Here is a 26,237-nt window from a genome sequence, read left to right as displayed (position 1 = left end):
AATAAAATTGCGAAATATAAAAATTATTTTTTTAAGTAAGAGGGAGAATAACCGAAGTATTTTTTAAAGTTTCTACCAAAGTGAGATTGGTCATTAAATCCAACATTTAAACTTGCTTCACTAATTTTAGAACCATTTTTTATTAGATTATTTGCTTGATTAAGTCTTTCATTTATAATAAAAGCATGGGGAGTTATTCCAAACTCTTTTTTAAATAGTCTTAAGAAGTGAAATTTACTTAAATTTACATTTTTAGCTAAAATATCTAATGTAAAGTCACAGTCAATTGAATCTTTAATAAATTCATAGGTATCTTTTACTATTTTTTTATCTTCAAATATTTTTTTATACTCTTTTATATAAATTGTATTTGATAGAATCAAACTTGAAAGAGCATCAATTAAAAGTGTTTCAATTACTAATTCTTCTTCTTTTTTAAAGTAAGCATTAAAAAAAATGTGAAGTTTAAAAAAGAGTTCTTTATTATCAATAATATGTCTTTCAAAAAAAGGTGTCTTTCTCTCATGAAAAATTTGTTCATAAAGATTTGAGATAAGCTCAACTGTTGGGTAAAAGTTTACATGAGACCATTGTGATGATTTTCCACAATGAACTTCTCCTGGATTATTTATTCTAATTGATTGTTCATATGAAGTATATGATTGATAAGTATTATAAGATTTTAATAGACCTTCATAGGTAAGACCAATTGTATAGGTATCATGGTAATGTTTTGTAAAGTCATCATTTGAAAGTTTAACATTTTCAAAAAGTATATTTTCTAATAGTCTTCCCATACGAAATTATAGCAAAACTATTAGAAATTACTAGAATAATATTGCTATTTTAAAATAGCTAAAAGACTCTCTTTTATTTTACTTGGATCAGAGAAATGGTCTACTTTTGCTACAAAGTTTCCTTCTTTATCAAATAAATAAATGTAAGAAGTATGAGATACAGAATAACCCATTGCTGAGTCATTTAATGCAACTTTCTCATAATAAGTATCATATCTTTTAGTTATATCATCAATATTTTGTTTATTTGAAGTTGCACCAATAAAGTTTTTATGAAAATATTTAGCATACTCTTTTAAGCTTGCTAATTTATCTCTATCTGGGTCTACACTTATAAATAAACCTGTAAAATCTTTTGTTTCTTCTTCACTAAAACTCTTTAAAGCTTGAGATAAAGAACTAAGAGAAGTAGGGCATACATCAGGACAGTATGTATATCCAAAATAGATTGCTAAAGCCTTACCTTTAAAATCATCTTTTGATATTTTTCCATCAACGGTTTCAACTGTAAAGTCATATTTTTGTTTCTCTTTATATTGTTCAACAAAAGGTTTTAAAAAAGAGATTAAAATAACTGAGATTACAAAAATTATCCCAAGTCTTAAAAAGTTTTTCATTATTAGTCCGTTTTAAATTGAAATCTTGCCCCAATATTTTCTGTGGCTTTTTCTATTCTTATATCTGCATTCCATTCCATTTTCCCTAAAGGACATGTAGGAAGTGTTCCTATCGCTTCATAATTACCATTTCCTAAGTTTTTAACAGGAAGATAAAATTCACCCATTGCCATATTTGTAGCATAGATATTTAAAGCTAAGTTTTTTAAATTGGCATTATTACTTTTAATAGTAAATTTAAGAGGTTTCATTAAAGGAATAGTTTTTGGTTCTACATCTAAAGTAAAAATAGTTCCATCTTGAATTTTGATAGTACAAGAGCTTTTATGTAGGTCACATTGACTATTTTGTGTAATAAATTTTGCTTCACCTTTTAAAGATTGATAAATTTTATTAAAGTCAATAAGAAAATAACCTACAACAATAAAAAGTACAATACCAAGTTGTAGTATTATACTTTTTATATTGTTTTGTTGTTTTTCAGCCATAACAATTAGTTTTTCATTCCCTTATGTCCGTGGTGTTTCATTCCACCCATTACAGTTTTAACAGGAGCAATTATAGTTTTTGTCTCTCCATTAGATAATTCTAATGTTAACTCAACATTTTCTCCTACTTTTAAAGGATTATATAATCCAATTAACATAATATGAAAACCACCTGGTTTTAATACTGTTTCAGAGTTAGCAGCTACATCAATTTTAGGAACTTGATACATCTTCATAACACCATCTTTCATGTCATGTGTATGAAGTTCTACAACTTTTGATACTTTAGATGTAGCTTTTACAATTGCTATATCTTTATCACTAATATTTACAACTGTCATAAATGCAGCTGAATTTGGTAATCCTGGAGGTGTCGCTCTAACATATGAATCTTTTACTTCAATGCTTGAAGCAAATAGAGCTGTTCCTGCAACTAATAAACCAAGTAGTGTCTTTTTCATTTATAAGCCTTTAATTAATTTTATAATTATTGTACAAATTATTTGTTAAATAATTGTTAATTTTTCTTAACTCTTAATAATAAAAACACACCAATTACAGCAGCAACGAATGAAGCTGCAAATACACCAAGTTTAACTGCTGAGATTACTTCTTCACTAGCAAAAGCTAAGTGAGTAATAAAAATTGACATTGTAAAACCAATACCTGCAATAAATCCAACTGCTAGGATTTCACTCCAAGAAATAGTATCTGGTTTTTTAACAATATTAAATTTGTGAGCTAAATATGTAAATCCTAAGATACCTACTGGTTTACCAAATACTAGACCTAAAACAACACCAAGAACGATTGGTAAGTTTGCATGAACAGTTGAGAAGTCAATTAAAACTCCTGCATTTGAAAATGCAAATAATGGCATAATAAAAAATGCTGATAAACCATGTAAATTATGCTCTAATCTTACTAAAGGGTTTTGAACTTTATCATATCCATATCCAATAGTTTCAAGTGCATCAATTTGATGATGATTTAAAACAGGAACATCATCCATATTTTTTTCAAACTCATCAATTGATTCTCTAGTATCACTAATAAACTCTTTTTCATCAATTTTAGAGCTAATTGGAATTGCAAATGCAAGTAATACACCAGCGATAGTTGCGTGAATACCAATGGCATGAATATAAACCCAAAGAGCAATACCTAATAAAAGGTAAGGTAAAAGATTAGTTACACCTCTTTTATTTAAAATCCAAATAAGTGCATAAACTATACCCGCATGAATAAAGTACTGTGATTGAATTTCACTTGTATAAACAGTTGCAACAACTAAAACAGCACCTAAATCATCAACTACTGCTAATGCAACTAAAAATAGTTTTAATGCAGGATTTACTCTTTTCCCTAATAGCATTAAAATACCAAGTGCAAAGGCAATATCAGTTGCCATGGGAACACCAAATCCTAATGGATTATCAGGATTTAAAGCAACATAAATTAATGCAGGAACTGCCATACCACCAACTGCTGCAATTAAAGGAAAAGAAGCTTTATTTACAGTTGAAAGTTCTCCAATTAACATCTCTCTTTTAATTTCTAAACCAACCATTAAGAAGAATAATGCCATTAATGCATCATCAATCCAATAAGTTAAGGTCATAGAGACTTTTATCTCACCAATATTTATTCCAAGAGGTAAATGCCATAAGTCGTAATAAGCTTGTCCAAGACTAGAATTAGCAACTATTACAGCAGCAACAGTTGCAACAAAAAGTAAAATACCACTTAGGGCTTCTTTATTGATAAACTTTTCTAAAGTAATCAATGGTTGAATCATACGTTAATTTCCTTTATGTAAACAATTTGGGCAGATACCCTTTATAACAATATTATCTATTTTATATCCTACTAAATTAAAAGTGGGTTTTTCGTGTATACACTCAATTTTCGAACAATTGGTGCATATGAAGTGAGAATGTACATTTTTTTGAATCTCAAAATATCTTTTTCTATCATTAGATTCAAAAGAGGTAATTATATTTTCATCCTCGAAAATAGAAATATTTCTATAAAAAGTAGCTTTATCCATAGATAACTCATCTTTTATATCTTCATAAGATAAAGGATGACTATTTTTAATAAGAATTTCTAAGATTGCTCTTCTTGCAGTTGTAAGTTTTACATTTGATTTATTGGCTATTTTTTCAACGTTCATGAATAAATTATATCTTATTAATTTTAAATTTCCTATACTTGAATATCTAAAAAATACAACTAAGTTGCATAAAAGTTTTAATATATTAATATTCCAAATAAAATGCAACTGTGTTGCAAAAATAAATTAAAGGTATAAGATGAAAAAAATTCTATTAGCTTTTTTTGCATTATCTTCTCTATTGATTTCTAAAGAGGTTACTGTTAGTATCACGCCTCAGAAGTTTTTTGTAGAAAAGATTGCAGGAGATAAAATAAATGTAAATGTTATGGTTAAACCAGGAGCTTCACCAGCAACTTATGAACCAAAAGTTTCTCAAATGAAAAAATTAGCAAATTCAGAAATTTATTTTTCAATTGGTGTTCCTTTTGAAAATGCTTGGTTAGAAAAATTTGAAAATGCTAATAAAAATATGAAAATTGTTGATACTTCAGAGGGTATAAAAAAGTTAGAAATGGAAGCTCACTCTCATCATGAGCATGAAGAACATCTTTCAAAACATGAAGAAGAAGGACATAATCATCATGACCATGGACCAGAAGGACATGAACATAAAGAAGAAGCCCATGAACATTCTGGATTAGATCCACATATTTGGTTAGAGCCAACATTAGTAAAAAATCAAGCAAAGATTATCTATAGAGAGCTAGTTAAACTTGACAAAGAGAATGAAGAGTTTTATAAAAAGAATTTAAAAAAGTTTTTAATTGAACTAGAGACTTTAGACCAAAATATAAAAACTATTTTAGAAAAATATGAACATAAAGCTTTTATGGTTTTCCATCCATCATGGGGATATTTTGCTAAAAAATATCATTTAGAGCAAATTGCTATCGAAATTGAAGGAAAAGAGCCAAAACCTTCTCAACTTATTGAATTAATTGATGAGGCTAAAAAACATGATATTAAAGTTGTTTTTGTAGCACCTCAATTTTCTAAAAAAGGTGCAAATACTATCTCTAAAAGTATAAAAGCAAATGTTGTAACAATTGATCCTTTAGCTCTAAATTGGGATGAAAATTTATTAAAAGTAGCAAATGAAATTGCAAACTCTTATAAATAGATTATTCCTACTATCTTTTCTTTTAAGTAGCACACTTTTTGGGTGTGCTATTTGTACTGTTTACTCTCCTGAAACAAAATTTTATATTGAAGTTAAAAGTTCAGAAAAAGAGATTGAAACTGCAAAAATCACTTGGGTACTTACAAGAGATTTTACTGATTCTTTAAAAGAGGTTTATGATACAAATGCTAATAACTTTTTCGATAAAGAGGAGTTAGAAGTAATTGGTGAGGCAATTTATGAGTATGTAATTCCTCGAAACTATTTAGTTCAACTATCTTATGGGAAGATTTTAGATAAAGAGAATAGTTTAGATGTAAAAGTTTCTAAAAAGAGTGTATATATTAAAAACTCTATTTTACATTTTGAGTATACTTTAGATTTAAATTTTCAAATCAAAAATGAACATGTCTTGTATTTTAGAATAAATGACAATGAAAACTATTTTATTCTGGTTCATTTTGATAAACTTTCAAAAATAAATAGAATAAAAGATATAAAAACTACAAAAATTTCTACAAGGGATGAACTTATTTTTAGTTTTTCTTTATTAAATGCAAAAAAAGAAGAGAGTTTAGAGCAAAATGAGTTTAAGCAAATAGAAAAAGTAGAAGAGAAAATAAATGAATCTTTATATGAAGAACAGAGCAAAGAGCAAGAAGAGACTATTTTAAAAGAGTTTGTAACAAAGGTAAAATATTATCTTGTAAGAATAGAAAATGGAGATAATCTAGCTTTACTTATGCTTTTAGTAGTCTCGTTTATTTATGGAATTATTCATGCTTTAGGTCCAGGTCATGGTAAATCTTTAGCCTTTTCATATTTTATGGCAAATAAGAGTTCTTACTCTAAAGCTTTTATGATTTCTCAAGCTAGTGCTTTTATTCATATTATTGGAGCTTTGATTTTAGTTATTGTTTCAATTTTTGTTTTACAATCAGTTTTAAACAATTTTGTAAATGATTCAGTAGAAATACTTACTAAGGTTTCAGCTGTATTGATTATGCTCTTAGCTATTTTTATTTTATATAGAAAAATTAAAAATAAAGGTTGTTCTTGTAGCTCTTGTTGTTCAAATTCTCCAACAAATAAGACTAATTCCCTTTGGAGTATAGACAAACCTAAAGAGGTAAATAGTTTAAAACCAAACTTTATGAAGCAAGATTTATATTTTGTTTTAACTTCTGGACTTATTCCTTGTCCTGGTACAGTAGTTTTATTTATTTATGCTTTTGTTTTAAAGACATATTTTGCAGTTATCTTAGCTTCAATTGCTATTAGTTTTGGGATGGGCTTAGTAATATTTGCAAGTTCATTTTTAGGAGTAAGTTTAAAAAATTTAAGTGAAAAATCGCATAGAGTAACTTATGCTTTAGAGATAATTGCACCTATAGTAATGTTTATTTTAGGTATTTTTTTATTTTTAAATGCACAAATTTTTTAATTGATTAAAATCAACAATTAAACTTTTCTAATTGATTATACTTCCAATAAAAAGGTTTCAAATGAAAAAGTTTAATATTTATGATAATTTAGAATATAGTCAAGAAAAAGTTTTAATTTCAGTTATGTTTGATGATGAAATAAGAAAAGAGATTCGAATTGTTTTTTCAAAAAATCAAATTATGAAAGACCATAAAACAAAGTTTCCTATTATTGTTGAGTTAGTAGAGGGTTCTATAGACTTTGGTATAGAAGAGCAAGTTTATACTCTAAAAAAAGGTGATATAATAGCTTTAGAGGGTGATATTATGCATAATCTAAAAGCAAATGAGAACTCAATTGTAAGATTAAGTTTATCTAAAAATGATAATACAAATAGAGTAAAAGGTGTACTTAAACTCTAATTGCTATTTTTTAATTTTTCGAACTCATTGATTATCTCTTCAATGGGTTCAACTCCTACAGAAATACGAATTAAATCAATAGGTAATCCGACTTCTTTTAAGTGTTCTCTTCCTTGTTTAGTTTGAATTAAATCATAATGAGCAAGATAAGTGTATGGCATAAGAAGTGTGAATTCAGTACCTAAGCTAGGTCCTTTTGCAAAATTAAGCTTATCATAGCTTTGTGTTAGAGGCTTAGTAAATTCAACTGAGATAACTCCACAATAAGAATTTTCATCAATTATTGCTTGTGAATAAAGTTCTTTATTGTTTTCATCCATACAGTGATATACTTTTTTTATAAAGCTTGCTTTTTCAAGATATGAGATTAATTTTTTTGTATTTGAAGAGATTGTTTTTACTCTTTTTTCATAATCTTTTATTTGAAAAGCAAGTCTTTGTATCTCTTTGATATAAACAGGCTCACAGTGTTTAAAAAATTCCCAATTCATATGTGATAGGGGATGCTTTTTATTTAAAATAATAGCTCCCATTAAAACATCTGCATTTCCACAGGCAAATTTTGTAAGAGATTCCACAAAAATATCTGCATATGAAGTTAGGTCAAGATTATAAGGCGTTGCAAATGTTGTATCAATGATTAAAGGAATATTATATTTATCACAAAGGGCTCTTACTCTTTTTAAGTCAAAACATTTTAAGAGAGGGTTAGTTGGTATCTCTGTAATAATTGCACTTACTTTTAAACCATTCTCTTTTAAGTACTCTTCTAATAACTCTAATTTATCAAGATGTGGAAAACTTTTCTGCTCTTGATAGTGATGATTTACTATATTCATGGTATCAAGATAGAGCCATCCTAATTGAACTAAAACAGTTCTTCCATTTTTGGCTTGTATTGAATTTATTCCTCTAACAACTGAATAAATAGCATTCATTCCAGATGGAGCTAAATGTACATTCTCTTTTGGTTGTTTATAAGCATTTGCTAAAGTTGATATAACTATATCTTTTGAAGTATCTTTATCTTCTAGTATTTCTTGATGTAAACTTGCAATTAAACCTTTTTCAAAAAGATATTTTTCTGCTAGTCTTGATGAAAGATTACAACCTACATGTTGGATATATGATAATACTCTTTGTAGTTGACAAGTTCCATTTTGTACTAAAATCACTCCAAAAGGTTCATATATCTCTATTTTATTGTGGATATAATATTTATCACTTACAAGTTTAACAGCTCTTTGTGAACTTAAAAGTACTACCTCATAACTATCACTTACTCCATATTTTTCTTTGATATAAGAGGCAAGTTGTTTTAAATAAGGATGAAGAATAAATCTTGGATAACCACTCTTTATTATTTCTAAAATTTCTGGTGTTTGTTCTTCATAATCAATCACATCTTGTAAGTTTGGCATTGAAACAGATACTGCGTGTACATTGTTTACAGGAAGTGTTTGCCCACAAGGAATATGATTGAAATAGGTATTACTCATTTTTATTTCACTGCCTGTTCAATATCAGCTATTAAATCTTCAATATTCTCTAATCCAATAGAAAATCTAACTGTACCTTCAGCTATTCCAATTGCTTCTAGTTCTTCTTTTGAAAAAGAGGCATGAGAAATTTTTGCAGGAATTTCTACCCTTGAATCAGGACTTCCAAAAGAGCACTTCTCTCCAAAGATTTTAGTATTTTCAATAAATTTTTCTGCTAATTCTAAACTTTCAAAGTCTGCACAAAAAACACCAGGAATATATTTCATCTGTTTTTTAGCTAAGTCATATTGAGAATGAGACTCTAAAGCAGGGTGAGTTACTTTTGTAATATATGGCTGTTCTTCTAAAAATTTAGCGATTTTTATAGAGATGTCTTGATGCTCTTTCATTCTAATTTTTAGAGTTGGAATTCCAAGAGAGATTAGATATACATCCATTGGATTTTGGCTTCTTCCTCCTGCATTTGCATAATAATGAATCTCTTTACTTAACTCTTCTGTTTTAGCAACAATTGCACCGGCAACTACTGCTCCATGTCCAGAAATATACTTTGTTGTAGAAAATAAAGAGAAATCTGCACCTAAATCTAAAGGTTTTTGAGAGATAAATGTTGCAAGAGAGTTATCAACTGCAAAAAGTGCATGGTATTTATGAGATAATTTAGCAACTTCTTCTAAATCAATAATTTTAAGCCCAGGATTTGTAGGACTTTCACAAAGAACTAAATCAATAGGATTGTTTTTTAATATCCCTTCTAGTTCCTCAAAGTTTGTAAAGTCAGCAAAATGAACTATTACATTATATTTCTCTTTAAATACTTTTAATAATCTAAATGTTCCACCATAACAATCAGCTTCAACTAAAATTTGTGAGTTTGCTTTTAAAACTGTTTCAAATAAAAGTGCAACTGAAGCAATCCCTGTATGAGTACAAACACAACCCGCTCCACCTTCTACTTGTGTAAATAAATTTTCAAGCATCTCTCTTGTTGGGTTATCACTTCTTGTATAGTCATAAATTTTATCACCATCTTGCTTTTTTAAATCAAAAGTTCCTGTATTATAAATAGGAAAGTGTGAAGCACCTGCTACATCTTCAAATGGAGCAAATTTAGCTATATGGCTTAATGAGGTTTCAACATGCAAATCTTTCATAATAGTCCTAGTTTTTTCGTGGATTATAGCCAATTTTTTATAAGAGATAAAATCAGTAAAAAAGAAGTATAAGATTTTATAATATAAGATTTTATTTAAAGAATTTCTTTTTTTAATCTATTGACACTTTTATGTCAATAGATTATTTGAGAAGATTAAATTCGTCCATTTAATAATTGGATTAAAGAGTTTTTTAGTTCTTTAAAACTTAAAACTCTTTTCCCATTATTATTTTTTGCAAATTTTTCAGCCTCTTCATATGTTTTAAAAGCAGGTAGGTCATCTCCTGCTGGTGAGATTTTATTACTTCCATATACATAATAAGCTTTTTTAGCATCAATTGCTTTAAGTGTTGAATAATCAGTAACAATCAACTCTTTTATTTCATCTTGTGTTTTTATATTTGCATCAGGCCATTTTTGAGGATTGAAGTAAAATTCTAACATAGATTTTGGACTTACAAAAAAGTACTCTTTTGACTCTTTATTTACAACTTTTCCAACCCAACTTGGATTTTTATAAACCAAGAATTTTCGGATTAGACCTTTAGTTTCTTTATCAAAATTCATTGAATAAGACTCTTTTGCATTAAGGTTTAAACCTAAGATAAAGCAACAAAATAAAATAATGTTTAATAAATTTTTCATAAATAAATCCTTTTAAATTAAATCTTTTTTAGCAAATATTTTATATCCAAAGATAGCAAATATAAATCCTAATAAGATAGGATAAAAAACAGAAAAAAGAACAAAAGTTGTCTGTTTAAATGTATCTAAAATATAAAAAGCAACAGGCCCCATAACTGTTAGTTCGGGGTCAAATAAAGATATAGCTGCCACTCTAAATATCTCCATTGGATTTAGAAGGGCTATTGTAATAATAAATCCTTCTTCAAACCTATTTTGCATCATAAGTGAAATAAGAGCAATATCTATAAAAGCTAATAAGAATATCCAAATAAAAAAAGAGACTCCCAAAGCTACTTCACTTGTTTTTACAAAAGAGGAGATAAAAAAAGCAATTCCTAAAAAAGCAGAAGTTAATGCAAATAATAAAGCTGTGTATAAAAAGAAAATATCCCAAGGAATAGTTGTACTTATTATCATGCCATAAAATAAGGCAAATAACATTGCTAAAAATACTGGTAAAAATACTGTAGTAAATCTTCCTAATATTTTCCCCCAATAATATTGTTTTAAAGAGATAGGGAAAGAGAGCATATACTCTAAAATATGAGTATCTCTATCTCCTGAAATAGAACGAACTGTAGTAATTAGTATAAAAATAGGCAAAATCACAATTGTAATTTGAATATACATAAGTAAAAGCCTACTTAATCCACTAAAACCCATAACTTGTGATTGAGTTACACCTGCTATAAAAAATAGAGCAATCATCCCTCCAAAAACTAAAGAGTAGACAATGAACCATTTTGTTCTAATTGATTCTTTTAAATCTAAATAGGCTATTAAAAATAGATTTTTCATTATCTTCCTTTTTCTAATACTCTTTTTTCTACTTCTTTAAAATCAATTATTTCAGAATTCTTTTCTGTGATTGATTCTTTTTTTTCATTTGCAGAAAAACCATAAGCCATTGGTGTTTTATGTACAGTATCGTAAAAAGCACTTCTAGCATCTATCCATTTTGAAGTTTTTACATCTGTAATCCAAATTTTTGCTTTATCTTTCCATGAGATTTTATTTTCTTTAAACCATAAAATAGCACAACCTATATCATCAAACTTATATATTTTATTATCTTCTTGATTTTTAACTTGTACTGTATGTTTTCTATCACTTAAAATCATTTTACATCTTTCACAAGTATCTCTATCCCAATGAATTTCTGCATATTCAGTTGGTGTTTTTTTCTCACAGGCACTAAATAATAGTGCTATAAAGAAAATTGATAAGATTTTAAATATATTTTTTTTCATAAAAACTCCTTTATTTTTTTATCTGAAATAACTTTTCCTAAATCCATATAAATTTGTCTATTTACAATATCTTTAACTTCATCAAGTCTATGAGTAACAAATAAAGAGATTTTCTCTTTTTCATTTTGTTTAAGAAGTCTGAAAAAATCATCTCTTGCTTCAGGGTCTAAATTAGCTGTTGGTTCATCATAAATAAGAATATCGCTCTTTTTAGCTAAACTAATTGCAATAAGCATCTTTTGTTTCATTCCTCCTGAGAGTTTAAAAAAAGATTTATGTAGATTGTTTTTAATATCTAGTTTTATCTCATTTGCATAGTGTAGTATTAACTCTTTTTCTACTTTTGCACTTATTTCAATGTATTTTATTAACTCCTCAAGATTTAATTTTATAGGAGGAGGAAGTTGTGGAACAAAAGAGATTTTTTCTAATATCTCAATTCTATTTTTTATAGGATTTAGCCCTTCAATTAATACTTCACCTGAAGTAGGGTGGTAATATCCCATAATTGATCGAATCAGAGTTGTTTTTCCTGCACCATTAGGTCCCATAATAGCGACATGATCATTTTTATTAAAAGCTATACTTACATCATCTAAGGATAGATGTGAAGCAAATTTTTTTGTAAGATTTGAAATTTCTATCATTTTATATTAACCCTTTTAATCTAAAATCATATTTTAAGGCATCAGAGTGACATACATCTATGCACCTACCACATAAAGTGCAGTCAGCACCTGTTATATACTCTTTTTTTATATTTTTCTCTTCTCTTTCTTTGTCATATTTGGCTTTTGTTAATTCTAAAACTTGATTTTCAAAACAAACATCATGACAAACCATACAATGGTCACAATTATCATTCCATTGGATTCTTAAAGCACTAACTTTTCCTAAATAACCATAAGTTGTTCCTATAGGACAAATATATGTACACCAAGCTCTTCTTGAAAAGAAGACTTCTATTAAAAACACAATTAAAACCCAAGAAAGAGCTAAACTCCAACCGTAGGCAACAAATCTACTTAAAATACCAACTATATTAATAGTTTCAAAAACTAAATAACCACTTGTAAAGGCTAAAATCATAAACATAATCCAAAAAACATGTCTTACTCTATGATTAAATCTTCGCTCTTTTATAATTTTTTTTGAAACCAAACTATTATGAATTTTTTCAGCAATTTCACTTAATAGTCCATAAGGACAGACCCATGAACAGTATGTTCTTCCTCCTATAAGAAGATAGAAAACTATAATTGTAGTTGTTCCAATTATTATATTTACAGGCATTTCATAAGTAGCAAGAAACATCTGAATGGTAGTAAAAGGGTCAATTAAATGAAAACCTAAAAATCTTGAGCCATTTAGTGTTCCTTCTAATATTTGAATATCAATTGAAAAAGATAAGAAAAAGAGTAAATGAATAGCAATTACTACTAACCATCTTTTCATTCTATAAGAAAAATATGTTTTCCCTTCTTTTGTTTTATCAAAGAATGTTGATATAAAGGATGAATTTTTTATTGTCTCTTTATTATTCCATTTATCCATTTTTAATCCTTATCTCTTTAATTATTTAAAGCTTCTTTTTTAGCTTTAAATTGTGAAATTTCTTTTGCAAAATCTTTAAGTTCTTCTTCTGAAAGATTTAATAATAAACCTTTCATAATAAGGTTCTCTTTTCTTCCTGCTTTAAAATCAACTAAATCTGTATATAGTTTTTCTTCTGATTGCCCAATAAGAGCAGGGCCCATTAGTTTTTTACCATTTTGTAAGCCTGAACCATCCACCCCATGGCATGAAGCACATTTACTTCTATAAGCATTACTGATTTCAAAAGTTGCAGTATTTCCCGCTTTATCCCTAAGTGCTTTTAGTTTTTCTTGTTCTATATCTTTTTCTTTAATAGGATCAATTTTAGTTTTTTGTTCAATTTTTGCTAAGTCTGAAATAGCATGGCTTCCTTTTCCTCCATGAAATGCTCTTCCATTATTGTAGGTGTATATCATTAAACCTAAAATACAGAGTGTAGAAAGAATAGCAATTATCTTTTTCATTTTATTTTCCTAACTTCTTTGTTAAACTCATAGATTTCATTTGCAAGTTTTTTTATATTTTCATCACTCATTTGTTTTACTAAATCAGTCATTAAAACATTTGCATCTTTATTGTTTTTAAATTTAAGAATAGAGTTATAAATAAAATCAGCATCTTTATCTAATAAAGAAGGACCTATTATTCCATTTGCGTAATCATTGTGACAAGCAGAACATTTGACAATAAATTCTTTACTAAGTTTTTTTACAAGTAATGAAATTTGTACTTGTTCATAAGGACTTCTAATATGAAGATTTGCTTCAATATTTGTACGAGGGGTAACTCTTACAGCAGCATCTTCATTTGCTGGCTTAGAATTAGGGTCATACTCACTTTTAACTCCATTATAATTGAAATAATAAGTTTCATTTTTTTTATTTACATGCTCTTTTTGAGCAACTTTTATCTCTTCTTTGTTTTGATTTTCTTCTATTTCAATTTTAAGTTCACTCTCTTTTTCTATAAGAGTACTTTTCTCTTTTTTTTCTGTACAACCAGAACTTATTAAAAGAAGTGCTACAAGTAATAATATTTTTTTTATCATGATTTTAATCCTTTGATATAATAATCTTCATATGTTAATCTAGGTTTTACAACAATAGCTGGTTCATTTGCTGGACATAACTCTTCACAAACACCACATCCAACACATCCTTCATATATTTCAGGTCTTTTTCCTTCTTCTTCAGGAACCATAGAGATTGCACTTAAAGGATTTGGTAAAGGGCACATATCTGCACAAATAGTACAAGGCTCTCCTTCAAACTTATCAAGTTTTTCTAACATATCAAGTTCTAGTTGGGTTATATTATTTTGCTTGTTAACAAAATCATGGATTCTTTTACTATGACCTTTAGGAACAGGAGTATTTGTTAATGCAATACACCTATTTTTAAACTCTAAAACTGCAATTCCCATTTGTATCTCTTCTGGTTTTTCAATTTTATGGTCTAAAGCTCCACTTGGACAGGCTAAAACACAAGGTACAGCACTACAAGCATAACAGCCTCTTTCTCTGGCATCTATATATGGAGTTCCTACTCCGTGCCCCTTTGCCATATCTGCTAATTTGATTGAGTGGTATGGACAAACTTGTAAACATTGTCCACATTTAATACAAAGTGCTAAAAACTCCTTTTCTTCTACTGCTCCAGGAGGTCTAAGTCTCATCTCTGCTTGTAGTGCATAAGGACTTATTATAATACCTCCACCAAGACTCAACCCTAAAATACCAAGTGTTGAGAACTTAATAAAATCTCTTCTTTTATTGCTCTTTTTTATCATAATTAAATCCTTGTTTTTTTAACTTTGGTTTTTCATCTTGTAATAAAAATATTGGTTCACTAAAAGGAGCTAGTTTTGCAAGAAAGTTTAATAATGAGATAACAGGAGAACCATAAAAAAATTTAACTGTTGGGTTATATACCCAAAGTTGATCTGCATATTGATATATTTTATGCGGAGTATCTCCTATATTGTCTCTATTTTTATCAAAACCTTCATAACTATCCCAATAATTTCCAACTATTTCATTTTGATAGGTTCTCGCACCTCTACTATCATTTACAACATCCTCAATATTTCCAGAAATATAGTTTCCTTTAATAATATTGTTTTCACTAAGTGAGTGAAAATGAATACCTTCTGAGTTATATAAAATTTGATTTTCTTCTATCCAATTATTTGTGTCTGGTTCAAAAGGAGAACGATCAATATAAATTCCTATTGCATTGTAAATAACTGTATTTTTTTTAAGAGTGAAATTTGAAACATCTTTAAGTCCTATTCCCATACCAGTAGTACCTAAAGAACTTTTTACAACATTTCCTGTAGCAATAGTGTCTTTACTATACATAAAGAAAATACCTACAGAGTTATATTGATAAGTATTATTTCTTACAAAGTTTTTACCTGCATACATAAAATGTAAAGAATATCTATTATATTCTCCAAAGTTTTCTGATATTTCATTTCCATGAGAGTACCAAACTACCATGTCTCTTGATTTTACTAATTTGTTTTTTGTAATGATATTGTCATTTGAATACCATAGTCTAACCCCATCACCTCTAAGGCCTAAATCTAACTTTTTTGAAGTTATATAGTTGTTTGAGAAAATTGAATTATTTGTTGTTGAGATATCAATACCAAAAAGAGAGTCTCTAATAATACAATTAGAAATTTCTGATTGTTTTGAATCTGAAATTTTTATTCCAGAGTCTATATTCTCATGTTTATCCCCACTTCCTTGAATAGTTAAGTTTTTTAAAGTAACATAAGGACTTTTAATTGTAACTACAGTACCTTCTCCTTCTCCATCAATGATTACACCTTCTTCTTTCCCAATAATTGTAAGAGGTTTATTTATTAAGATTGAACCTTTATATACTCCTTTTGAAAGTTTTAGAATTGAACCTTCTTTAGCTTTATCTATTGTCTCTTGTAATAGATTTGCTTTTAAAAAAGTAAAAGATAAAAAAAGAGTAAAAATCAATAGCTTTAGCATTTTTTAAACCTTATAATCAATCTTTGTTTCTTTCATTGCTTTATTTTTTGAAAGAATAGATAAAAGTGAAAATAGACCAATTAACAATAAAATATAAAATCCAATAGTAGGATATGAATGAGTTGTAAATTGAGCAATTTTTCCATCTCCAAAAACAGTTGGCATAAAGGGTTTTATTTTAAAAGCACCCCAATCATGTAGATTGTGGCCAAACCAATATAACCAATAAGAATAATCTGCAATAAATAAAAGAGGTAGTGCTGCAGGGATGTACATTATGTATGTAAAAATCTTTTTATGAAAAAGAATAAAATAAATCATAAATAAAGAAAGACCTAATAAAGCATATATTCCTATTTCTCTTTCAAGTACTCCACCTTTCCACATAGGGTCCATCCCTACATAGTGATTAATTGTATTCATCTCATGAACCTCTCCTGAAAATCCATCAAAATGGAAAAATACAGGAATTCCCTCTGGAAAAGCTTTTTTAGGATAGTTTGGTGCTTCTAAACTACAGGTCCAAATAGGAAGTGAAGCAACACCAATTTCAGAAGAAGTATCAATCATTTTTTCTAAATCATTGAAAGCTTCTTTTGGTACAGTTGTACTTTTATATCTACCTTGATTGTAAAAATTCCAAACCTTAATTGCTAAAGAAGAGATTTCATCTTCTTTTCCTGCATCAATTTTATTTAAAGTTCCATGGAAAGCAATCATTGGAAAAGTAAATGCTAAGGTCATTAATATTAGTGCAATTAGGGCATAAATTTTTGATTTTATAAAACTTGTATGCATTTTTTTTGTCCTTCTTCGTAGAGTTTTAAAATATAAGTTACTTTTCTTAGCTTATATTTTAAATCTTCGTGTATAAAGAAGAGAAGAGAGTATTTTCTTCTCTTCTTCTTCTTTTTTAGAAAAGGTTGGCATTTTCATCAATCCATTTTAGATATTCAATAATGTCTTTTGTCTCTTCTTCTGTCATATGTTGATTAGGCATTTTTAAATTAAAATAATCAATCATCCCTTTTACATATGGATCATCATACATTGTTTCTGGTTCTAGAATAAATTTACTAACCCATTTAACACCATTTTCATGTCTTTGTAAAACTCCTGTTAAGTCAGGTCCTGAAGATACTTTTCCTATTACGTGACATCCATTACAACCACCTTCTGCAAAAGCTTTTTCTCCTCTTGCAGCAGAAGCACTTTGCTTAGTTGCAATTTTTCTAACTAAAGTATCTTTTGCTCTAATCCCAACATCGGCTGTTTTAACCATTAGTTGCCAAATCATGTTTTCAAAAAGAATTGCTTTTTCAATATCTCCTTTTTTGAAAGCTTCATCTGATTTTTTCTTTTGTTCTGGAATTTTGTTGTATTGGTCAAGTGCATCTGTTACTAAATCTGCAACAACTTTATGGTTTTCAAATTTATTATCTTTTAAAAATTTAACTACTGATTGAATAACAGCATCTGTTGCTTTATTTACCGCAACAGTTTTGTCATATTCTGCTTTTAACTCTTGCGTAGTCATTGATTTCATTTTTAACTTTTGTGCACTCTCATATTTTTTGTTAGGATCTTTAACCATTAAATATCCCATCATTTCTAAGTGAAGCGCAGAACAAAACTCTGTACAATAGTAAGGGAATACCCCTTCCATATCAGCAACAAACTCTAAAGTTGTTGTTTCTCCTGGTTCTAATGAACCGTGTTGGTTATAGTTATCAATTGTAAATCCATGTGTTTCATCTTGTGCTCTTTCAAGATTTGTCATATGAATAGTTACTAAATCACCTTTATTTACAGTAATTCTTTCAGGGTTAATATGTGACCTAACTAAAGTAGCATACACGGTTACATGATTTCCCTTTCTTTCAATTCTTTCTTGTCCCGCAAGAGTTTTTCCAATATGCTCTTTTCCTGTTTTACTATTAGTTCCCATTTTGTATCTTACATGAGGATGTAATTTACTAGCTCTAATAGCAACAGCTTGATGAGGTTCTCCTAAAGGTAGAGGCATATCAACTAAAAGGTCCATTGTTTTACCAGAAATATCAATTAATTGGTGATTTTGAGGATGTAGAGGTCCTACATTTTGGAATCTATCAATTGAAAGTTTATTTAAAGCAATGATATATTCCCCTTGAGGATCTGCTGATTTTCCTTCCATTCCTGCAAGGTGACCAATGTTATAGTGAACATTCTCTTTATCTAAAACTTTTAGTTTTTTATAATCCCATTTTACAACTTGAGAATCAACATATAAAGAAGTATATACTTGTCCGTCAATAGGTGAATATTGATTATGTAAAGGCCCAAGTCCTAACTCTAATTGTCCATGTAATGATTTTTTCATATCAAGAATAGGAATTCCATAAGGGTCTTTCCCTGAATACTCTTTATTATCAATTAGTTTTTTGATTTTTCTAAAATCATAAACTGAAGCATGAGTATCTAGTTTCCCACAAACAATAATATATCTACCATCAGGAGATACATCTACTCCATGGGGAGATTTAGCTTCGGGAATTAAAAATAGGGCATTATTTTTAACTGCAACATCAATTGGAATAACTCTATGGTCATTAACAATTTTTACATTTTTAGGATTTTTTGCAAGTTCTGCAAGTTTTTTCCAGTTGTATACATGTAAAAAGTCAGTATCATTTCTTGACATACCAGCTTCATTTGGTGGCATTCCTACTTCTATTCCACCTGTATACATCTCTGTATTAAATGAGTTTGTAAATCCCCAACCATTACTCTCTCCTTTTCCTGCATCAGATAAATCTTGATGATAAGGAGGAAATTCAATAGTAAAAGAGTCTTTAGGTAAAATTCGCCCAATTTTTGGGTCAAATTTCCACATAGTTACTCCACCTCTATAAGTCTCTTTGTAGTCCTCTATAGGGTGATATTCATTATCAAAAGGTGCTGCATATTGAGCAGCTTCAATAATAAATTCAGAATTAGGTGTAAAGAAAGCACCACCATGGTCAGATTTGAAAACTGGATTTGGAACAATCTGTTTTGTTTCAAAATCTCCTAAGTCAATAATTGCAATTCTAGGATTTGCTTTATCATTAATTGCTAACCATTTTCCATCATATTTTCCATCAGTTTCAGATAAAGCAGGGTGGTGTGTATCTCCCCAGTTAATCTCTTTACCTCTGATATTTCCTTGTCTTAATATTGCAAGTGAGTCTTTATCGTATCCATACCCTTGCCAAGGCTCTGGGGTAAATACTCCAATATATTTTAGAATTCTCATTGAGGGAACACCATAAACAATTACTTGTCCTGATTGTCCACCTGATGAAAAAACAACATATTTGTCTTTGATTCCAGTAGGGTTATATGTTTTAGCTGCTCTAATAACATCAATTTCAGAGAGCCCTCTTTCTTTCATTACTTTAGATAATTCATTTGTTGCCCCTAATGCAACAGAAGTTGTAAGTGTACTACCCAAAACTAACGAAGAGAGTATTTTATATGACTTCTTCATCTTAACTTCTCCTTCTTACAAAAAGTTAATAGTATTAATATACTATTTTCGTCGACTGCATAAATTGACAAATATCAATAAAAAAAGGAAGTTTTAAAATTAATTAAAACTTATTTCATATAATTAATATTTAATCTTAAAGTAATTCTATAATAGGGTAAGTTTCTTTTGGGTCGCTGTAGTTTTAAATTTTTGAAAATGATAAAATTAGTTATTCTATCATGTAACCAAGCTTTGATACTGTTTTAATAATATCAACTTTTAGTTTCTTTCTTAATTTAAAAACTAAGTTTTTTAGGGCACTTGGTGGAGCTTCTTCATAGATATATAGTTTATCTTCTATTTTATATTTAGTTACTAGATTTCCTCTGTGACTTAAAAGTATTTCTATAAAATCAATCTCTTTATTTGTTAAAAGTGTAGTCTCTTCTTTATAAGTAAAGGTTTTATTATCATAATCATAATAACAATTTTCTGCTAGCTTAATTATTGTTCTTGAATGTTTTATTAGAATTTTTGCACATGATTCAAGAAGTTCTGATAAATTAATTTCTCTAATAGGTTTAACAGCATATTCAACTAAGGATAACTTAATTGATTCTAATAAAAATTCTTGATTTGTATAGGCACTTGTAACTATAATAGGAATCTCTTCATTTTCTTTTCTTATAGTTTTAATTAAGTCTAAACCATTTATTTTAGGCATTTTAAGGTCAGTAATAAGAATATCAGGTTTATGTTTATAATAGAGTTCTAAAGCTTCTTCTCCATCAGAAGCAGTATAGACTTTTTGTACATAAAGGAGTAATACCTTCTTAAAACTATCTCTTAAATTCTCTTCATCTTCTGCTAAAAGAATAGAAGATTTTTTAAGTTTAATCTCATATTTTTCTATCATTTTTATAGTCCATTTTTAAATCTGATGAAAACTATGATAGCATTATTAGATTAAAAATATTTAGGACTATTATGTTTGAAAGCTTAAGTTTTACTAAAAGATATGTATTAGCTTTAACGATTATTGCGTTTTTATCACTATTGGCTTTTTTTAATTTAAGTAAGCTTTTAAGTATTCAATCAAATGATGCCAAGCTCGTAAATATGAGTGGTAATCAGAAAATTATTACTAGAGAAATTGCCTTCTTTGCAATTTATTATAAAATTGATAAATTAAAAGTAAAAATTAAAGAGATGGAAGAAAATCATAAAACTTTAACTTCTTTAGAACTATCAGATGAATTAAAAAATGTCTATTATGGAGAAAAAATTTATTTAGATAAAAAAGTTAGAGAGTATCTTTTTCATGCTAAAAGATTTTATGAAAATAGAGATGGAAGAAGTCAAAACTATGTATTAAAAAACTCTGAAAGTTTATTGCTTGATTTAGAAAAAGCAGTCGTAGTTTATTTAAAAGAGGCACAGGAAAATACAAGAAAATTACAACGTGTAGAAACTTTTATTTTAATCTCAACTTTAATCACTTTACTCTTTGAAGCATTATTTATTTTTATGCCAGCAAATAGAAAAATAAATAAAAGAACTAATGATTTGATTATGGAAAAAGAGTTTTCAAATGCAGTAATTGAATCAAGTACAAATGCTATTATTACCCTTGATAGTAATTTTAAAATAAGAACATTTAATAAAGAAGCCCAAAATATATTTAAATATACAAAAGATGAGATGTTAAATAAATCAGAGTTTGAAAAAATTGTACCTAATATCTATGAAATATTAAACTCAAAAAATATAAAGAATGTTCAAGAAGTGGAAGCAGTAAATAAGAACTTAGAAAGATTTCCTATTAGAATCTCTTTTGGGACAAGTGGAGAAAATAAAGATATTGCAATTGTTGCAAATATTCAAGATATCTCTAAAGAAAAACTCAATGATAAAATACTTGAACAACAATCTAAGTTTGCAGCATTAGGGGAAATGATTGCTATAATCGCCCATCAATGGAGGCAACCCTTAGCTCAACTAAGCTTTAACTGTATGTATATAAGAAAAAAGACTAAAGATGAAGAAATCTTAAAAGAAGCAGTTGTAAATGAAGAGATTATTCAATTTATGTCAGAAACAATTACAAATTTTCAAGATTTTTATAAAAAGACAGAAAATACAGTTTTTAATCCTATTATTTCAATTGAACAGGCTTTAAAAATAGTAGATTCTATTTTAAGGTTAAATGAAGTGACTTTAATAAAAGAGATAGATTCTCAAATAAAAATCTATGGGAATTCAAATAGTTTAGCCCATATTGTTTTATCAATAATTCAAAACAGTATAGATATTATAAAATTAAACAAGATAGAAAACCCTATTCTTCAAATAACTCTTAAAGATACAAAAGAACATATTATTTTATGTATAAAAGATAATGCAGGAGGAATAAAAATAGAGCCAATATCAGATATATTTAAACCTTTTAATACAAAAAAAGAGAAGTCTTCTACAGGAATAGGATTATATATGTCAAAGATGATTATAAAAAATCAATTTAAAGGTTGTATTGAAGCTAAAAATGTTGAAAATGGTGCAGAGTTTACTATTTTCTTACCTCATTAACTGAGATATCTCAGTAAGTAAACTACTTACCGAAATATTCTTCTTCAAGCTCTTTTAATGTTTTTGCATTTTTGATTCCATACTCTAAAATTATGAGTTTACCATCTTTTAAAAATGCAATTGCAGGAACACCAAGTAAGTCAAAATGACTTGCAATATTCATCTCTTTTCCTACGTTAACTTTATAGATAGTTACATCATCTCGCTTGTTTTTACTATACTCTTTAATGTTCCAACCCAGAACCTTACAAGCAGGTCAATATACACTATAAAAATCTATGATTACATTTTTATTAGCAATTTTATCTTCAAAATCTATTTCTGAAAGTTCTTCAAAAGCGAATAGTGAAGAAAAGCTAAATAAAAATAAAAATAAAAACTTTTTCATCTTTTCTCCTTTTATATGTTATTTGTAATATACCTTAACTTTATAAAGTATTTGTTTAGTTAAATGAGAGAAAAAACATCTTATTTTATAATTCGGAAATTATATTAAGGTATTTAATGAAACTAAATGAATTAGAAGTAGATTGTGATTATTTTGAATTTGCTGAAAAGTTTTATCAAAAAGTAAAACCACAACCACTTTTAGAAGCACATCTTATAAGTTATTCTAAAGAAGCTTGCAATTTGATAGGCTTAGATTATGAAGAGTGTGAAACAGAAGATTTTATTGATTTTATAAATGGTAAAAATTTTTTAAAAAACTCTATACCTTATGCCCAAGTTTATTCAGGTCATCAGTTTGGATATTATGTTCCTCAATTAGGAGATGGACGAGCTATAAATTTGGGGAAAATTAGCAAATGGCATTTACAAACAAAAGGAGCAGGGCTTACTAAATATTCACGACAAGGGGATGGTAGAGCTGTTTTAAGGTCTAGTATTCGAGAATATATTATGAGTGAGGCTATGTATGCTTTAGGAGTACCAACTACGAGAGCATTAGCTCTTATTGGTTCAAGTAGTCCAGTTTATAGACCTTATGAACAAGAACAAACAGGTGCAATAGTTTTAAGACTCTCAACTTCATGGATTAGAATAGGAACCTTTGAATATTTTGCAAAACAAGATGATATAAAACATTTAAAACAACTTCTTGATTATGTAATTAAAAATTCATATCCTCATTTACAAGGAGTTGAATACTCTTATGAAAGATTCTATTTTGAGCTTGTAGATAGAACTGCAAAACTTATATCACAGTGGATGGCTTATGGCTTTATGCATGGAGTTATGAATACAGATAATATGTCTACTTCTGGACTTACAATTGATTATGGTCCTTTTGCTTTTATGGATAATTTTGAAATGGGATGTATTTGTAATCATACTGATATAGAAGGAAGATACTCTTATTCTAATCAACCTTATGTAGCAAGATGGAATTTAGAAGTATTAGCTCATGCTTTAAAAGATGTTTGTGATGAGAAAAAGTTATTAGAATATCTTCAAACTTTTATCTCTTCAAATCAAAAACATTATTTAGAACTTATGAATAAAAGATTAGGACTAGATATTGATTTAGCTGGCGATTCAAATATTGATTTAGTCCTTGAATTACTTGAAGCTTTAGAAGTATCAAAATGTGATTACAATTTCTTCTTTTGGCAATTGACAAATCTTGATTCTTTTGATGATTTTTCAGCTATTTTAGATTTTGTACCATATAAAGAAGCTTTATTAGATTGGCTTGATAAATATAAAGAAATAGTAAATAAACAAAATCAAGATTTAAAATTTATGAAAGAAATAATGAAAAAAACAAATCCTAAATATATCATTAAAAACTATATGCTTCAAGAGGCAATTGAGATGGCTGAAAAGAAAGATTTCACTTTAGTAAATGATTTGTTAAAGATAGCACAAAGCCCATTTGATGAGCATAAAGAATTTGAAAGGTATGCAAAACCAACTTTAAATAAGTTTGCAAATTTACAACTTTCTTGTTCTTCATAAAAGACCACTTTCTCTACACTTTTTTTTAATAAAATAAATAAAATAATTAGAAACTGACCAGTGGTCGGTTTTTAAATTTGATTTAAGCTTTCTTTTTCTATACTTCGATTTGAGTAATTGACCGACGGTCAGTCAAAAAGTAAAACTTTTGATTACTTTTATCTGAGAGGAGATAAAACGTGAGCCCAAGAAAAATAAATAAAGAAGAGAAAAGAAGAGAGATTGCACTATCTTGTTCTGATTTAATTCATGAAGTTGGAATGAAAAAACTTACTGTTGCTGAGGTTGCGAAAACAGCAGGAATAGGTAAGGGTACTATCTATGAATATTTTGAAAACAAAGAAGATATTATTTTTGAAATTATAAATATGCATATAGAACAGCACCATGAAGAGTTTACAAAAGAGGTTGCAAAGTTAAATACTATTGAAGATAAATTTGAACTATTTTTTGATTTTGTATTAAATAATTCAGAAGAAAACATGAAACACTTCAATGGATATAAAGAGTTTTTATCGATTGTTTTAGCAGAAGAAAACCCATCAATGAAAGAGTTTAATTGTGAGAAAAATGAATTTTTTGGTGGAGAACTAATTAAAATTTTAGAAGATTCTATAAAAAAAGGTGAGATAAAAGAGGATGCTCTTAACTTAGCAGATGGAATTTTAACTTATCATAAAGGACTTGCTCTAAGAAAAATGAGTCAAGCGAATTTCGATGTTAGAGCAGATTATGAAAAGTTTATTGGAACTATTTTACAGCTAATTGAGATTAAAAAATGATAAACCCAAAGTATAGAAGGCTAACTTTTGCCTTTTTTATGTCTTTATTTATGAGCTTTATTATGAGCATGGTTATTACCTTTATAAATCTAGGTTTTATTGATGGATTTATAGGTAAATGGATGGAAGCATTTGTAAAAGCCTTTATATGTGCTTTTCCAATAGTATTTTTTGTTGCTCCTATGGTACAGAAAATTACAAATAAATTAATTAAAGAGGAAAAATAATGATAAAAAAATTATTAAGTTTAACTATTTTTTCTGCTTCACTTTTTGCTATGGGAGGTCCTTCTTTAGTAGAGACTTCAAAAATTGTAAAATCAGAAGTTAACCCTTTACAAGAGTTTGTTGGAACTATTAAGTTTGATAAAAAGTCAGTATTAGCTGCACAAAACTCTGGTGTTGTAAAAGCAATCAATTTTGAAGTTGGAGACAAAGTAAAGAAAAATAAGACTCTTGTTCAAATTGATGCAGATATTTTAAATGCACAAGTTGAATCAGCAAGAGCAAATGCAACAACAACTAAAAAAGATTATGAGAGATATACAAAGTTATTAGAGCAAAAATCTATCTCTCAAAAAGAGTTTGATGATGTAAAACTAAAATATATTACTGCAAAAAGTACTTTAAAAGAATTAGAAATTCAAGCTATAAAAAAGCAAATTAAAGCTCCATATAATGCTGTTGTAGTTGAAAGACATATTGACTTAGGTGAATGGGTAAATGCAGGAACACCTCTTTTAACAGTAGTAAATACTTCTAAAGTAGAAATTACTTTTAATATTCCTTTATCAGTAGTTAATGGCTTAAAAAAAGATGATGTTTATGAAGTAACAGTTGCAAATAGTAGTTTAAAAGCAAGATTACTTGCTGCTATTCCAGCAGGAGATAAAGTAACAAGAACTTTTCCTGTTAAATTTAAAGCAGATATAAAAGATGAATTTGTATTTGATGGTCAAGAAGCAAAAGTAAGCCTTTCTAAAAATGGTAAAACTGAAGCTTTAGTTGTACCAAGAGATGCTGTTATTAAAAGATTTGGACAAAATGTTGTATTTACGGTTACAGATAAAATGACAGCATATATGACACCAGTACAGATTGTAGGTTATCTTGGAGATAAAATTGCAATTGCTGCGGAAGGTTTACACGAAGGTATGGATGTAGTAAAAAAAGGGAATGAAAGAGTATTCCCTGACTCTCCTGTAAAAGTATTAAATAAATAGAGATAA

At 28.1% G+C, this 26,237-nt stretch carries 30 protein-coding genes; 8 read left to right on the top strand and 22 right to left on the bottom strand.

Annotated features, from left to right (window positions below; genetic code table 11):
- Positions 1-23: 23 nt before the first annotated feature.
- The 6 genes from ABIV_RS09565 to ABIV_RS09540 are packed head-to-tail and all read right to left on the bottom strand — an operon-like array spanning position 24 to position 4,078.
- Positions 24-797, bottom strand: a complete 774-nt coding sequence (locus tag ABIV_RS09565) for an AraC family transcriptional regulator (RefSeq protein ID WP_114839673.1) — start codon at positions 795-797, stop codon at positions 24-26.
- Between the two features lie 44 nt (positions 798-841).
- Positions 842-1,414: an SCO family protein gene (locus tag ABIV_RS09560; RefSeq protein WP_114839672.1), complete on the bottom strand. Its 573-nt coding sequence runs from the start codon at positions 1,412-1,414 to the stop codon at positions 842-844.
- Between the two features lie 2 nt (positions 1,415-1,416).
- Positions 1,417-1,902, bottom strand: coding sequence for a hypothetical protein (locus tag ABIV_RS09555; protein WP_114839671.1), 486 nt, complete (start codon positions 1,900-1,902; stop codon positions 1,417-1,419).
- 5 nt (positions 1,903-1,907) lie between these two features.
- Positions 1,908-2,363: a copper chaperone PCu(A)C gene (locus ABIV_RS09550; protein ID WP_114839670.1), complete on the bottom strand. Its 456-nt coding sequence runs from the start codon at positions 2,361-2,363 to the stop codon at positions 1,908-1,910.
- A gap of 56 nt (positions 2,364-2,419) precedes the next feature.
- Positions 2,420-3,700, bottom strand: coding sequence for a Na+/H+ antiporter NhaA (nhaA, locus tag ABIV_RS09545; protein WP_114839669.1), 1,281 nt, complete (start codon positions 3,698-3,700; stop codon positions 2,420-2,422).
- Between the two features lie 3 nt (positions 3,701-3,703).
- A complete protein-coding gene (locus tag ABIV_RS09540; protein ID WP_114839668.1) occupies positions 3,704-4,078 on the bottom strand; it encodes a Fur family transcriptional regulator in 375 nt (124 codons plus the stop codon).
- 139 nt (positions 4,079-4,217) lie between these two features.
- Between ABIV_RS09540 and ABIV_RS09535 the strand changes: the two genes are divergently transcribed.
- From ABIV_RS09535 to ABIV_RS09525, 3 genes are all read left to right on the top strand, one after another.
- Positions 4,218-5,141, top strand: coding sequence for a metal ABC transporter solute-binding protein, Zn/Mn family (locus ABIV_RS09535; RefSeq protein WP_114839667.1), 924 nt, complete (start codon positions 4,218-4,220; stop codon positions 5,139-5,141).
- Entirely contained in the window at positions 5,116-6,585 is a 1,470-nt protein-coding gene (locus ABIV_RS09530; RefSeq protein ID WP_114839666.1) for a nickel/cobalt transporter, read from the top strand. Before ABIV_RS09535 ends, ABIV_RS09530 begins: the two co-directional genes overlap by 26 nt.
- A gap of 61 nt (positions 6,586-6,646) precedes the next feature.
- Positions 6,647-6,988 (top strand): cupin domain-containing protein, encoded by a 342-nt coding sequence (locus ABIV_RS09525; RefSeq protein WP_114839665.1) that lies wholly within the window; start codon positions 6,647-6,649, stop codon positions 6,986-6,988.
- Here ABIV_RS09525 and ABIV_RS09520 read toward each other — a convergent pair.
- From ABIV_RS09520 to ABIV_RS09455, 14 genes are all read right to left on the bottom strand, one after another.
- Entirely contained in the window at positions 6,985-8,487 is a 1,503-nt protein-coding gene (locus ABIV_RS09520) for a PLP-dependent transferase (RefSeq protein ID WP_114839664.1), read from the bottom strand. The two genes, ABIV_RS09525 and ABIV_RS09520, sit on opposite strands and share 4 nt — an antisense overlap.
- 2 nt (positions 8,488-8,489) lie before the next feature.
- On the bottom strand, positions 8,490-9,644 hold the full coding sequence (locus tag ABIV_RS09515; protein WP_114839663.1) for a trans-sulfuration enzyme family protein: 1,155 nt from the start codon (positions 9,642-9,644) through the stop codon (positions 8,490-8,492).
- A gap of 155 nt (positions 9,645-9,799) precedes the next feature.
- Entirely contained in the window at positions 9,800-10,291 is a 492-nt protein-coding gene (locus tag ABIV_RS09510; protein ID WP_114839662.1) for a nitrous oxide reductase accessory protein NosL, read from the bottom strand.
- 12 nt (positions 10,292-10,303) lie between these two features.
- The gene (locus tag ABIV_RS09505; RefSeq protein WP_114839661.1) at positions 10,304-11,131 is read right to left on the bottom strand and encodes an ABC transporter permease; all 828 of its coding nucleotides are present in this window, start codon (positions 11,129-11,131) and stop codon (positions 10,304-10,306) included.
- A complete protein-coding gene (locus ABIV_RS09500) occupies positions 11,131-11,583 on the bottom strand; it encodes a nitrous oxide reductase accessory protein NosL (protein WP_114839660.1) in 453 nt (150 codons plus the stop codon). The genes ABIV_RS09505 and ABIV_RS09500 overlap by 1 nt, the downstream gene beginning before the upstream one ends.
- On the bottom strand, positions 11,580-12,230 hold the full coding sequence (locus ABIV_RS09495) for an ABC transporter ATP-binding protein (RefSeq protein ID WP_114839659.1): 651 nt from the start codon (positions 12,228-12,230) through the stop codon (positions 11,580-11,582). The genes ABIV_RS09500 and ABIV_RS09495 overlap by 4 nt, the downstream gene beginning before the upstream one ends.
- Before the next feature lies 1 nt (position 12,231).
- On the bottom strand, positions 12,232-13,137 hold the full coding sequence (locus tag ABIV_RS09490; RefSeq protein WP_114839658.1) for a NapH/MauN family ferredoxin-type protein: 906 nt from the start codon (positions 13,135-13,137) through the stop codon (positions 12,232-12,234).
- A gap of 17 nt (positions 13,138-13,154) precedes the next feature.
- Positions 13,155-13,643, bottom strand: coding sequence for a c-type cytochrome (locus ABIV_RS09485; protein WP_114839657.1), 489 nt, complete (start codon positions 13,641-13,643; stop codon positions 13,155-13,157).
- Positions 13,640-14,227, bottom strand: a complete 588-nt coding sequence (locus tag ABIV_RS09480) for a c-type cytochrome (protein ID WP_114839656.1) — start codon at positions 14,225-14,227, stop codon at positions 13,640-13,642. The genes ABIV_RS09485 and ABIV_RS09480 overlap by 4 nt, the downstream gene beginning before the upstream one ends.
- Positions 14,224-14,967 (bottom strand): 4Fe-4S dicluster domain-containing protein, encoded by a 744-nt coding sequence (locus tag ABIV_RS09475; protein ID WP_114839655.1) that lies wholly within the window; start codon positions 14,965-14,967, stop codon positions 14,224-14,226. Before ABIV_RS09475 ends, ABIV_RS09480 begins: the two co-directional genes overlap by 4 nt.
- Complete coding sequence (locus tag ABIV_RS09470; RefSeq protein ID WP_114839654.1) at positions 14,948-16,189, bottom strand: nitrous oxide reductase family maturation protein NosD; 1,242 nt, start codon at positions 16,187-16,189, stop codon at positions 14,948-14,950. Before ABIV_RS09470 ends, ABIV_RS09475 begins: the two co-directional genes overlap by 20 nt.
- Before the next feature lie 3 nt (positions 16,190-16,192).
- Positions 16,193-16,987, bottom strand: coding sequence for a cytochrome C (locus ABIV_RS09465; RefSeq protein WP_114839653.1), 795 nt, complete (start codon positions 16,985-16,987; stop codon positions 16,193-16,195).
- 115 nt (positions 16,988-17,102) lie between these two features.
- Positions 17,103-19,700 carry a Sec-dependent nitrous-oxide reductase gene (nosZ, locus tag ABIV_RS09460; protein WP_114839652.1) on the bottom strand — a complete coding sequence of 866 codons (2,598 nt, stop codon included), beginning with the start codon at positions 19,698-19,700 and terminating at the stop codon, positions 17,103-17,105.
- 211 nt (positions 19,701-19,911) lie between these two features.
- Positions 19,912-20,598 carry a response regulator transcription factor gene (locus ABIV_RS09455; protein WP_114839651.1) on the bottom strand — a complete coding sequence of 229 codons (687 nt, stop codon included), beginning with the start codon at positions 20,596-20,598 and terminating at the stop codon, positions 19,912-19,914.
- A 71-nt stretch (positions 20,599-20,669) separates the two neighbouring features.
- Here ABIV_RS09455 and ABIV_RS09450 point away from each other — a divergent pair, with 71 nt between their 5' ends.
- Positions 20,670-22,268: a PAS domain-containing sensor histidine kinase gene (locus ABIV_RS09450; RefSeq protein ID WP_114839650.1), complete on the top strand. Its 1,599-nt coding sequence runs from the start codon at positions 20,670-20,672 to the stop codon at positions 22,266-22,268.
- 22 nt (positions 22,269-22,290) lie between these two features.
- Here ABIV_RS09450 and ABIV_RS09445 read toward each other — a convergent pair whose 3' ends face one another.
- Together ABIV_RS09445 and ABIV_RS13760 are read right to left on the bottom strand one after the other, a co-directional pair.
- The gene (locus ABIV_RS09445; RefSeq protein ID WP_114839649.1) at positions 22,291-22,509 is read right to left on the bottom strand and encodes a thioredoxin family protein; all 219 of its coding nucleotides are present in this window, start codon (positions 22,507-22,509) and stop codon (positions 22,291-22,293) included.
- A gap of 15 nt (positions 22,510-22,524) precedes the next feature.
- Complete coding sequence (locus ABIV_RS13760; protein ID WP_265936985.1) at positions 22,525-22,656, bottom strand: hypothetical protein; 132 nt, start codon at positions 22,654-22,656, stop codon at positions 22,525-22,527.
- Between the two features lie 116 nt (positions 22,657-22,772).
- Between ABIV_RS13760 and ABIV_RS09440 the strand changes: the two genes are divergently transcribed.
- The 4 genes from ABIV_RS09440 (at position 22,773) to ABIV_RS09425 (ending at position 26,231) form a co-directional block, all read left to right on the top strand.
- A complete protein-coding gene (locus tag ABIV_RS09440) occupies positions 22,773-24,227 on the top strand; it encodes a protein adenylyltransferase SelO (protein WP_114839648.1) in 1,455 nt (484 codons plus the stop codon).
- A gap of 179 nt (positions 24,228-24,406) precedes the next feature.
- The gene (locus ABIV_RS09435; protein ID WP_114839647.1) at positions 24,407-25,009 is read left to right on the top strand and encodes a TetR/AcrR family transcriptional regulator; all 603 of its coding nucleotides are present in this window, start codon (positions 24,407-24,409) and stop codon (positions 25,007-25,009) included.
- Positions 25,006-25,236, top strand: a complete 231-nt coding sequence (locus ABIV_RS09430) for a DUF2798 domain-containing protein (RefSeq protein WP_114839646.1) — start codon at positions 25,006-25,008, stop codon at positions 25,234-25,236. Before ABIV_RS09435 ends, ABIV_RS09430 begins: the two co-directional genes overlap by 4 nt.
- Positions 25,236-26,231 carry an efflux RND transporter periplasmic adaptor subunit gene (locus tag ABIV_RS09425; protein WP_114839645.1) on the top strand — a complete coding sequence of 332 codons (996 nt, stop codon included), beginning with the start codon at positions 25,236-25,238 and terminating at the stop codon, positions 26,229-26,231. The genes ABIV_RS09430 and ABIV_RS09425 overlap by 1 nt, the downstream gene beginning before the upstream one ends.
- The last annotated feature ends 6 nt before the right edge of the window (positions 26,232-26,237 follow it).

The sequence above is a fragment of the Halarcobacter bivalviorum genome (assembly GCF_003346815.1).
In the GTDB taxonomy this organism is placed as follows: Bacteria; Campylobacterota; Campylobacteria; order Campylobacterales; family Arcobacteraceae; genus Halarcobacter; species Halarcobacter bivalviorum.
The sequence above is the reverse complement of the archived record's forward strand: the minus strand, read 5'-3'. Positions and strand labels throughout refer to the sequence as shown.

Coding starts and splice junctions, on each gene's coding strand:
- ABIV_RS09510 (WP_114839662.1), bottom strand. CDS start 10,291: ATGAAAAATTTATTAAACATTATTTTATTTTGTTGCTTTATCTTAGGT.
- ABIV_RS09475 (WP_114839655.1), bottom strand. CDS start 14,967: ATGATAAAAAAGAGCAATAAAAGAAGAGATTTTATTAAGTTCTCAACA.
- nhaA (WP_114839669.1), bottom strand. CDS start 3,700: ATGATTCAACCATTGATTACTTTAGAAAAGTTTATCAATAAAGAAGCC.
- ABIV_RS09555 (WP_114839671.1), bottom strand. CDS start 1,902: ATGGCTGAAAAACAACAAAACAATATAAAAAGTATAATACTACAACTT.
- ABIV_RS09430 (WP_114839646.1), top strand. CDS start 25,006: ATGATAAACCCAAAGTATAGAAGGCTAACTTTTGCCTTTTTTATGTCT.
- ABIV_RS09505 (WP_114839661.1), bottom strand. CDS start 11,131: ATGAAAAATCTATTTTTAATAGCCTATTTAGATTTAAAAGAATCAATT.
- nosZ (WP_114839652.1), bottom strand. CDS start 19,700: ATGAAGAAGTCATATAAAATACTCTCTTCGTTAGTTTTGGGTAGTACA.
- ABIV_RS09455 (WP_114839651.1), bottom strand. CDS start 20,598: ATGATAGAAAAATATGAGATTAAACTTAAAAAATCTTCTATTCTTTTA.
- ABIV_RS09500 (WP_114839660.1), bottom strand. CDS start 11,583: ATGAAAAAAAATATATTTAAAATCTTATCAATTTTCTTTATAGCACTA.
- ABIV_RS09535 (WP_114839667.1), top strand. CDS start 4,218: ATGAAAAAAATTCTATTAGCTTTTTTTGCATTATCTTCTCTATTGATT.
- ABIV_RS09495 (WP_114839659.1), bottom strand. CDS start 12,230: ATGATAGAAATTTCAAATCTTACAAAAAAATTTGCTTCACATCTATCC.
- ABIV_RS09530 (WP_114839666.1), top strand. CDS start 5,116: ATGAAATTGCAAACTCTTATAAATAGATTATTCCTACTATCTTTTCTT.
- ABIV_RS09470 (WP_114839654.1), bottom strand. CDS start 16,189: ATGCTAAAGCTATTGATTTTTACTCTTTTTTTATCTTTTACTTTTTTA.
- ABIV_RS09525 (WP_114839665.1), top strand. CDS start 6,647: ATGAAAAAGTTTAATATTTATGATAATTTAGAATATAGTCAAGAAAAA.
- ABIV_RS13760 (WP_265936985.1), bottom strand. CDS start 22,656: ATGAAAAAGTTTTTATTTTTATTTTTATTTAGCTTTTCTTCACTATTC.
- ABIV_RS09560 (WP_114839672.1), bottom strand. CDS start 1,414: ATGAAAAACTTTTTAAGACTTGGGATAATTTTTGTAATCTCAGTTATT.
- ABIV_RS09565 (WP_114839673.1), bottom strand. CDS start 797: ATGGGAAGACTATTAGAAAATATACTTTTTGAAAATGTTAAACTTTCA.
- ABIV_RS09520 (WP_114839664.1), bottom strand. CDS start 8,487: ATGAGTAATACCTATTTCAATCATATTCCTTGTGGGCAAACACTTCCT.
- ABIV_RS09465 (WP_114839653.1), bottom strand. CDS start 16,987: ATGCATACAAGTTTTATAAAATCAAAAATTTATGCCCTAATTGCACTA.
- ABIV_RS09425 (WP_114839645.1), top strand. CDS start 25,236: ATGATAAAAAAATTATTAAGTTTAACTATTTTTTCTGCTTCACTTTTT.
- ABIV_RS09550 (WP_114839670.1), bottom strand. CDS start 2,363: ATGAAAAAGACACTACTTGGTTTATTAGTTGCAGGAACAGCTCTATTT.
- ABIV_RS09490 (WP_114839658.1), bottom strand. CDS start 13,137: ATGGATAAATGGAATAATAAAGAGACAATAAAAAATTCATCCTTTATA.
- ABIV_RS09515 (WP_114839663.1), bottom strand. CDS start 9,644: ATGAAAGATTTGCATGTTGAAACCTCATTAAGCCATATAGCTAAATTT.
- ABIV_RS09485 (WP_114839657.1), bottom strand. CDS start 13,643: ATGAAAAAGATAATTGCTATTCTTTCTACACTCTGTATTTTAGGTTTA.
- ABIV_RS09480 (WP_114839656.1), bottom strand. CDS start 14,227: ATGATAAAAAAAATATTATTACTTGTAGCACTTCTTTTAATAAGTTCT.
- ABIV_RS09540 (WP_114839668.1), bottom strand. CDS start 4,078: ATGAACGTTGAAAAAATAGCCAATAAATCAAATGTAAAACTTACAACT.
- ABIV_RS09440 (WP_114839648.1), top strand. CDS start 22,773: ATGAAACTAAATGAATTAGAAGTAGATTGTGATTATTTTGAATTTGCT.
- ABIV_RS09450 (WP_114839650.1), top strand. CDS start 20,670: ATGTTTGAAAGCTTAAGTTTTACTAAAAGATATGTATTAGCTTTAACG.